Below are 8,563 nucleotides of genomic sequence, written 5' to 3' on the forward strand. Positions count from 1 at the left end.
CTCTTGATGCTGCAGCCACATCGCGCATGCGCAACTGCTTCACAATTTCGCATGAGAGGGTAGCCAGCGCGGGATCTCTACTCCATTGGTCAGCAAGATCGGCAAGCTCAGAAGTGGCAGTGCCATCCAGTGCGCTCAGCCTTGCTGCAACAATATCGAGAAGCGGGGCAGCCACCTCCTCTCGATCAATGTCCCAGCGTCCATCATTGGGGAATTTWTTTATCCTTTCGACGAAGGTAGTGACGAAATCAGACACTTCACCATCTGTGGCCTTATCTAGATTGCGCGCTGTGACCTCCCAAACAGCGCGAACTGCGTCAGCCTGTGACAAGCCGACATAACGGACTAGGAGCTTCCACAGATTGCGCCGAGTTTCTTCTCCGATGGGTAGCAGCTCAATGAATATCCTACTGGCCCGGCCCGCCGCGGCTGCAATGTCGAATGTGGAGGGATCGTCTTTCTCTAGTTCATCTGCAAGCGCGGACAAGTAACGTATGCCCAATGCGCTAGACAGACTGTCTTGATATTCGTGTAGCCATTGCTCTAATTCGTTAAAAGGGAGTTGGAAGGACTTACTTTTCACAACTATTGTGCGGTCTACAAGCCAGTCCAGCAGTGACTTTTCGGCGGATGGCTCTAGGCCTTGCTCCGTCCTGACAGAAAGCACCAGCGGTGCCGTAATACGCACCATCTCGATCGCCTCTTCAAGGCTCGCAGTTTCGAGAGACTCTAGGCGGAGGCTCATTTCCTTTCCACTGGTCAGTGCGTCATCGACCAGACGCGAAGCTACCACTTGCTGGTCTACACCAGATGCGCGAGAAAGGATCATTCGAATTCGAGTCGGGCCTAACTGCGAGCGCAGATCAGGTGTGTCGCTGATTTCTCGGCAGAGCGCGCCCAGTAGCTGCTGGGCTGGCGGCTCGGGGATACGCTCTATCATGTCGGCAATGACGCGGGCTGCGTTTGTTCGCCGGATTGGGGATTCCTGCCGCAAGTCCTCGAACATCTGGTACAGCGTGCGAGCCTGTTCAGGTGTGAGCGGCGAAGTATCGTTGTGCCTGCCCATACCTTCGAGAAGACCTTTTGTGTCCCCGGAGACAAAGGAACCGTAGATAGCTGACACTTTAGAGCCCAAGCGTCGTGTTATAGGATCCTCGGAAAGGAGCAGAAGGCTCTGAAGTGGATCGGCCCAGCGTAGGCCAATCAGGCTCGCAATGAACTGTCGAAGTGGCCGATGCTCCGGTCGGAGCTCGACCTTATTGAGAACGTCATCTTTGCCATTCGATACCCGAAGATACTTCTCAAGCAGAGTTTGCTGGGACGGTAGCGGTAGTGAATCGAGAGCCTGATTTTTAATTACAACATCGGTAAAGCGATGAAGAAACGCTGGATCTTCCTGCAAGTCACGGTAAAAGTCGGGAAAGCTCACCTTCATCGCGCATAGAGCGCCAAGAGAGATTGGGTGCTTTGTGACAGCCCCCTCATGCAACCCGCCGGGACGATCCGTACCCAGCCCTTCGATTTCGCGTTTCTTAGCAATCCACCACGCCTGAGCAAACGCATTAACAATTTGAAGGGCGTTGCGAGGGTCTTGGACGCCTACGTGGATCATCCGGTCGATGATGGGGGCTAGCGGCACTCCGCGGACTTTTAGATCCTCAGAAATACTCGTGAGACTATCCAGATGATTTGTTGCAAATGTTCGCATGTCGTGACGGGGAGGCGGTGGAATCTCCAGCCTGAACTGAAAGATACGATCAAGATAACGGCGCGCATCGTAGTGATTAAAAACCGTTGCTGGGGATTCTGCGTGTCGACGCCCTTTAGCAAGCGCATCGGCGATCTTGGCCTCGTCGCAAGAAATAACGAAGACYAGCCCCAAACCATCTGGCAGGCGTGTCCTCGGTATTTCCATGAAGGTCCTGACTGCATCCAGCCCGAGAATCATTTCATCTGCGGAGAGGCGGTCTAGGTCGTCAACGAACACGACAAGGCGCTCACAGGTCTTACCGCACTTACCTTCTGGTGATTTGCTCTTCCCGGACTTGTACTGGCGAATTTGGCCCAACAGCATGTCCTCGTACTGCTCTGACGTTGTACTTGGGAGAGCGACCTTGGTCATGGGCCGGTTTGCAGATACTGTCGGCGGCTTTAGGTGCTTGAGCAGATAGGTGTAAGCGCCGGTGATGCAGATAAAGATCACCGATCTTAGATAGGTATCTTCAACCTTGAAGGCGGAGATGGTCAGATAGCAAATAAACAGCAAGGCCGCCATGGCCAAGAACAGTGCTGGAATGGGAAGAGCCCAGGCTTTCAGAATTTCCCACGTTACACGGTGCCACGGCTTAGGAACTTCTCTGGTTTCACTGATCTGCCGAAACAGCTTGTCATGTAGATTCTCCTCGGCCCCTCCCAATTCAAGGAATACATGTCGGAGGAGCGCGCGCTTAATATCCTGATCCCGTCCGCCGAATCGCCACGCATTGAACGTTATGCAGTGAAAGCGTTGTTCACGAGTCAGTCCATGACCCTTACGAGCATCATCTCGGAGTTCAGCGGTATAAAGCTCCTTGATACTGCTCTTGCCAGTTCCCCATCCACCTAGAAGGCCAATGCTGAAGGGGGTTGGGTGGTTGCCTGACTCGATGAGGCTCCTGAGCGCGTGTGCAAAATGTCGATGTCCAAACGCATCCTGCTCTACTTTTGATATTTCCCGATCCAGTGTCGAGGGCATCATGTCGTCATGGGACATCTATTCGTTCCTTGAGCGTATTCAGATAGTTGAATGGATAGTGACTGGAACACTGTAGCCACGCAACTCAACCCAGGCCATCGACCACTCTACGAAACCAGGGAGTGATTCAGCCCTTGCCGCTAAATTTCGCGATGGAATTCAGCCAATCAAATCGTACTCAACAAATTCGTAGTCACACATCACGAATTAGTATCTCTACGCATTAAGCATCACATCCCCAGACTCGGTGTAGCTCACCACTCAAGCAGGTCGCATACGCGGCCTGCTTGATGGGTTCTATGCCCGTGCAATGACTTCCCGACTCTATCTACAGGAGCCCTGTACATGACCACTCAATGCCCACGCTGCCACTCCACCGCTGTTATCACCAAAGATTTAGCCAGGAAGGTAGGCGCCCTTATCGGTACCGTCGGTGGCGCCGCCCAAGGGGTCACCGGCGCCATGGCCGGTGCCGAGGTGGGCGCAGTCATCGGCGTTGTCGCCGGCCCCGCCGGTGTCATTGCTGGCGGTATGGCCGGAGCTATACTCGGCGGCTTAGCCGGCGCGGCGACCGGCTGTATCGCCGGCGCCAAACTCGGCGAAATCATCGATGAGCGAGTTTTGGACAATTACGCTTGTCTCGACTGCGGACTGTCGTTTAGCGACCGTCATTCCGCTTGAACGGCTCAGCTTCCGTTTAACACCACTGCTGCTCCCCATCTGCTCCATCGCTAACCCCCCTCTCGATCAACACCCCGCACGCCGACTGATCCCTGCTGAATGCTCAGCGGCTTCGCCGYGCGCCTATGAAAAGGAAGCTCCCCATGGCACACCTCATCGAACATATGGCTTATGTCGGCGCTACGCCTTGGCATGGACTGGGCAATCAGCTCTCGCCCAACCAACCACTGGAAGTTTGGCAGCGTGAAGCCGGTATGAATTGGCAGATCCAGGAAAGCCCTGTGCACTTCAAATCCGACACAGTCGGCAAACTCGGCACCATCCATTCGTTTGCCGAACAGAAGGTGCTGTTTCGCTCCGATACCAAAGCGCCGCTATCGGTGGTCTCGCAACGCTACCAGGTGGTCCAGCCCCGTGAGGTCCTGGAGTTTTACCGCGACCTGACCGAGCGTTCCGGGTATGAACTGGAAACGGCGGGCGTGTTGAAAGGCGGACGCAAGCTCTGGGCACTGGCGCGCACCGGGCAATCGACGGCGCTCAAAGGCAACGACGTGGTCAACGGTTACCTGCTGCTGGCGACTTCCTGCGACGGCACGCTGGCCACCACCGCCACCCCAACCACCATTCGGGTGGTGTGCAACAACACCCTGACCATGGCCGTCAACGGCGCCAGCCAGGCAATCAAGGTGCCGCACAGCACACGCTTCGACCCGCGAGCGGTCAAACAGCAGCTGGGCATCACCGTCTCGCAGTGGGACGACTTCATGTACCGCATGCGCACCCTCGCCGCCCGTCCCGTCAAAGACCATGAGGCCAAAGACTATCTGCGAAGTGTGTTGTGTGAGGTACAGACCACCAATCCCGAGCGCAGCGGAATGTCGAATGAACGCGCGTTAAACAAGGTACTGGGCATGTATGACGGCCATGGCCGAGGGGCAGAACTGGAAGCCGCCAAAGGCACCGCGTGGGGACTGCTGAATGCAGTCACCGAGTATGTGGACCACGAACGCCGGGCGCGCAGCAGCGAGTACCGCATGGACACCGCCTGGTTCGGCCAAGGGGCAGTCATCAAACAACGAGCGCTCAACACCGCCCTGCAATTGGTGGCCTGACGCGTTCGCAGCATAAAGGGAGGCCTGGGCCTCCCTCATCCATAGGTTTTCTCTCAGTGATTTAACCCTTTTTCCGGAGGTTCACCATGCCCCCACACTGCTTGATCTGCAATTCCAAGGCTGTACTGTCCAAGGAGGCCGCCAACGYAGCCGTCATGCTCATTGGCACCATTGATAGTTTTCTCCTCAGTGTTCGTCAGGCTCATACCCAGGGCCAGGAAACCCAACCGGAAAGCCTGCTTGTGCAACTGCTCGACCTGATTGGCGAGAGCGTTTCCAGCGCGACCTCCGGCTATACCGCCATGACGGCCTTTGCCAGGGACGTGCAGAAATATCAGTTCGGCGACTACGACTGTCTCTGTTTACGCTGCGGTGCCAGGTTCGATCAGAACCTCGAGCCCTGACAGCGCCATCAATAACCGACTTATCCGGTTGGCCTGGTCATCCGGGCGTGAACTGGCCTCGGTYAACAGCTCGGCCGCCTCGCAACCAAAGATGCCGGCGAACTCCAGCAATCGCGCAATATTAGGAATCACGACGCCACGCTCAATGCGGGAAACGGCTTCGTTGCCGATGCCCAGAAGCTCGGCCACGTCCTCCTGCGTCAAGCCACCGCGAATGCGTTGCTTGGCAATCGCACGCCCCACCACACCCGCCAAATACTTCTGATCAGTCTCTATCACGGCACCTCCCAATATCCACCTAGATGGTTGGGTAACGCCTCATTGACATGAAGAGCTATTCAGGTTGAGAATCAACCTTTAAGGTTGTTTTTCGACTATTTGTGCCCACAGGAAAAACAAGGAGTTTTACAATGGATACTGGCGTTTACTCGGCTTCCAGCATAACAAACGAAGAAATATCGAAACTAATTTCTCAGAAAAAAACATTCACAATAAAAGACATCCCCACTTATTCCTTTGGGAATACGGTCGAAACAATTGAAAAGCTCATCGAAGCAGAAGGCTTAAGCTGTCGAGTATACGTTGCAGGCCGCATCGCCGCAGTGGCTGCAAGTGCATGGACGGTAATGGGTGGCTTAGCCGCAGGGTTGGCGATAGCAGCTCACAATATTGCCACATACGACCCAGACTATGAAATAGCAAAATATTTCGTAGTGAGCACACTGATAGTCACATATAAGAAAAAATGACTTTAAACACATGACGTAATCTTTGTGTGGGGCACCATTAACTATGCTGAACGGCCAGTGATCGGTAAGCACCTATTTCGTGATCATCGTAGCGACATGCCAATCCTTAACGTAATCCTCTGGATCATCAAGGCCCGCGTCCATGGCGCACTGGAAAGTCAGCTCGACAGGTTGATTTTCCAGCCATTCATTCCAAGCACCACACCGCCACCTACTCAACAGAAGGAAACATCTCCATGAACAAGAAGTTTCTATTGATTGCACTACTTAGCTTTATTTCGAGTGCATACTCTCTAGGCGCAGCCGCTTGGCAAGCAAACGAAATACAAGAGTGCCCGGCCAATAAACGCAACGCAGCTTGGTTGGACTGCGCACCTGAGGATGCTCCTGCCAAACTCCCTTACAAGATGCAGGATGGCAGCGTGAAAGTTCTACAAACACGTGGCACGGTATTCTGCGACCAAGGCACCTGTGAGTATCAATATCAGCGCGACAGCGGTCTATGGGACTCAACTAACGAATATGCAGGGCAAATACAGCAAACTCAAAAAACTCCCGTAGTCCTATTACGTGGATACTATTTAGGAAATGCTGAGGATGGTCGTATCGTTGCGTACCTAAAAGGCACAGGCCCAGAAGTGGGTGGACGAGCAGCTCCAGCCATGCAGAAAACCTCTACCAACTCATCGAATAAAGCAAATATAGACAGCTGTGTCGATCAATGGGGCGCTGCGTTCCACAAGGAGAATGGTGAAGACGCCATGGTTATCTCCGACATGCTCGACGAGTGGGAAAATTGGTGCAAAGCAGGCAAGCATCCGTGATTGAAAGAAACTTACAAAGTTCAACCAACGCTAGAAAATCTATCATCTGCACGAATTAATCCCTCTTGATCAAGCTAGAAGTAACCATCCAGCCGCCCTACCTTTCTGACCCAACGCTTAGGGCGATGGTATCCGAACCAATGATGGACACTATTTTTGCTGATTTTTGAGGCTATCAGGAGTAGGTGCTGGCCGGACGGTTACGGTGGGTAGAGGAGACGGGCGCAATTTTGGTTACGGACGGCAGCTAAGCTAGGCCGCAGACACTACGTGATCATAAAGTCGGAGACCACTGACATGGCGATGCTACCTAACGCACCATACATACGGAGACGCCGCAATGTATGGTGCGTTTAAAAAAGCTCCACCTGAAACTTGATTTGCTAATTCAGGATATCTCCGGAATATCGGTATCCGCTTCCGAATACCTGAAATCCCTGACCTGCCACCAGCACTCAAGCTTCTTGGCCCATTCGGAAATCATCTTCCCATCAGCACCACGATGAAGCGCTTCATTCACCTCATGTGCCCAGGTAGCCAGCTGTCTTTGCAGTTGTGGTGAAATGGCCTGCTCCTGCCAGACTCTATCAAAATCGAAATTTTGTCCCAGTTTGAGTGCAAGAACGGAGATCGTGTAAACCGTGATATTGCCCTGAAATGCAGGAAATAGGGGTCTGATTACCTTCTGAGCAGATTTGAACAAAATGGCCTTTGCAATCATGTCCTTAAACTGCCTCTGATCCGGAATCACGTTCTCTCCGGTATCCTCCCGCTCTCCCATCTCATCCATAAAGGCCTGAAAGTTCTTCTGACTGCCCAAACCTACCACGTGTGGTTTCTGCTCCCACGTGAACAGAAACTTCGCCAGATCAGGTTTGGTGATCTTGCGATATGGTGGAATGGCTACCTGCAGCTTTTTCTTTTGAACAACCGTTGTCGCTTCTTTTTCTAGCATCACCTTGTAACTACCAGCGGATCGCTCATAGAACCAGCGCCCCACACCATCCGGGCAGTATGTGCGCATTGAAAGCTTTTCCAGCTCGCGGTGAAATGGCTTGTTTGCGGAAAGATCGGATTGTTTTACGACGTTCTGGCTATTGGCATAGCGAGAAATGTTAGAGATCAGTTCCTCGTCATCTCCCTGACCATTTCGAAGCACAATGATCTTCGCAGGAACTCGGACGCTGCTCAGATCTATATCGGGATTTTTTTTCTTGGCGAAATAGATGGATGCTGTCGTCTGCCCGCCGTTGACGATTTGCATACCCTGAAGCCACAAAATACCTGTCGAACCATCAGCGGTACGATCCAGCTTTGCAGCATCGGCTACAACAACGATGCCATTGTTGTAGGCCATAAAACGGTCCGGATTATTCCGCAAACTGTCCCGAATCCCTTTGTTTACACCTCTGCTGCCAACCCCCAGAAACGAACGCACATTCGCTTCGAGAATGCGCGGCCCGTACTTCTCGTAGAGAAAGCGCAGAGCCTCACCGGGTATTGCAGTCAGGGCATAATCGTATTCGTCGTCACCAGCACCGGGAACCCATACACTCGGCAATGCCGTACCGCAAAGGTCCTGAAAGTTGACCACTAGCTCATCCCGTGGCCGGCCCTGCTGCCAATGGTTGAACAGACGGTGAATATCCATTACTTCAAGGCGTACCTGCTTGCCCTCGATATCTTGGGGCGCATAGTTCCTTGTCTTAACCTGACCATCGGTAATTACGAAAATCCGGATGCTATCCAGCGTTTTGAATATACGTTCAACTTCTGTGACTAGCGGATAAGCCTCGTTGGTTTCATCAAGCTCTTCTGAAAGCTTTCCCGTGGCGCAAAATTTGAGAAAGTGCAGCCCTTGCTTCGCCGCTCTGCCAATTTCAGGGTCGGGGATATCTTCAATGTCCTCAAGCCCTTTATAGAGACTCACGAACAGATCCAGTCGATCAGGGTTCCCCTGTTCGTCGGTTGTGTCCGAGACAGAGTAGCCACTGATTTTGACCTTGTAAGATCCGACCTTGGCGCCGTAGTGGCAGACTGTTGGCTCAAAGGTTATTCC

At 53.0% G+C, this 8,563-nt stretch carries 8 protein-coding genes; 5 read left to right on the top strand and 3 right to left on the bottom strand.

Annotation, left to right across the window (positions count from 1 at the left end):
- On the bottom strand, positions 1–2,752 hold a 2,752-nt coding region (locus AC1DH9_RS22290; RefSeq protein WP_477808792.1), incomplete at its 3' end, for a KAP family P-loop NTPase fold protein.
- 327 nt (positions 2,753–3,079) lie between these two features.
- Here AC1DH9_RS22290 and AC1DH9_RS22295 point away from each other — a divergent pair.
- From AC1DH9_RS22295 to AC1DH9_RS22305, 3 genes are all read left to right on the top strand, one after another.
- On the top strand, positions 3,080–3,415 hold the full coding sequence (locus AC1DH9_RS22295) for a hypothetical protein (RefSeq protein ID WP_477761255.1): 336 nt from the start codon (positions 3,080–3,082) through the stop codon (positions 3,413–3,415).
- Between the two features lie 143 nt (positions 3,416–3,558).
- Positions 3,559–4,527: a DUF932 domain-containing protein gene (locus AC1DH9_RS22300; protein ID WP_477761254.1), complete on the top strand. Its 969-nt coding sequence runs from the start codon at positions 3,559–3,561 to the stop codon at positions 4,525–4,527.
- Between the two features lie 86 nt (positions 4,528–4,613).
- A complete protein-coding gene (locus AC1DH9_RS22305; protein ID WP_477808793.1) occupies positions 4,614–4,931 on the top strand; it encodes a hypothetical protein in 318 nt (105 codons plus the stop codon).
- Here AC1DH9_RS22305 and AC1DH9_RS22310 read toward each other — a convergent pair.
- The gene (locus AC1DH9_RS22310) at positions 4,890–5,210 is read right to left on the bottom strand and encodes a helix-turn-helix domain-containing protein (RefSeq protein ID WP_477808794.1); all 321 of its coding nucleotides are present in this window, start codon (positions 5,208–5,210) and stop codon (positions 4,890–4,892) included. The two genes, AC1DH9_RS22305 and AC1DH9_RS22310, sit on opposite strands and share 42 nt — an antisense overlap.
- A 131-nt stretch (positions 5,211–5,341) precedes the next feature.
- On the opposite strand from AC1DH9_RS22310, the gene AC1DH9_RS22315 reads away from it, so the two are divergent.
- The gene (locus tag AC1DH9_RS22315; protein WP_462045245.1) at positions 5,342–5,680 is read left to right on the top strand and encodes a hypothetical protein; all 339 of its coding nucleotides are present in this window, start codon (positions 5,342–5,344) and stop codon (positions 5,678–5,680) included.
- Positions 5,681–5,916: 236 nt separating this feature from the next.
- Entirely contained in the window at positions 5,917–6,504 is a 588-nt protein-coding gene (locus AC1DH9_RS22320) for a hypothetical protein (RefSeq protein ID WP_477761251.1), read from the top strand.
- Between the two features lie 388 nt (positions 6,505–6,892).
- On the opposite strand, the gene AC1DH9_RS22325 is transcribed toward AC1DH9_RS22320, so the two are convergent.
- Positions 6,893–8,563 (bottom strand): AIPR family protein (locus tag AC1DH9_RS22325; RefSeq protein WP_477808795.1); only part of this gene is annotated, 1,671 nt, incomplete at its 5' end.

It is taken from the genome of Pseudomonas sp. 05T35 (assembly GCF_056396605.1).

Bases quoted from the DNA above. Each gene is read 5' to 3' on its own strand.
- AC1DH9_RS22295 (WP_477761255.1), top strand. From the start codon at position 3,080: ATGACCACTCAATGCCCACGCTGCCACTCCACCGCTGTTATCACCAAA.
- AC1DH9_RS22300 (WP_477761254.1), top strand. From the start codon at position 3,559: ATGGCACACCTCATCGAACATATGGCTTATGTCGGCGCTACGCCTTGG.
- AC1DH9_RS22315 (WP_462045245.1), top strand. From the start codon at position 5,342: ATGGATACTGGCGTTTACTCGGCTTCCAGCATAACAAACGAAGAAATA.
- AC1DH9_RS22320 (WP_477761251.1), top strand. From the start codon at position 5,917: ATGAACAAGAAGTTTCTATTGATTGCACTACTTAGCTTTATTTCGAGT.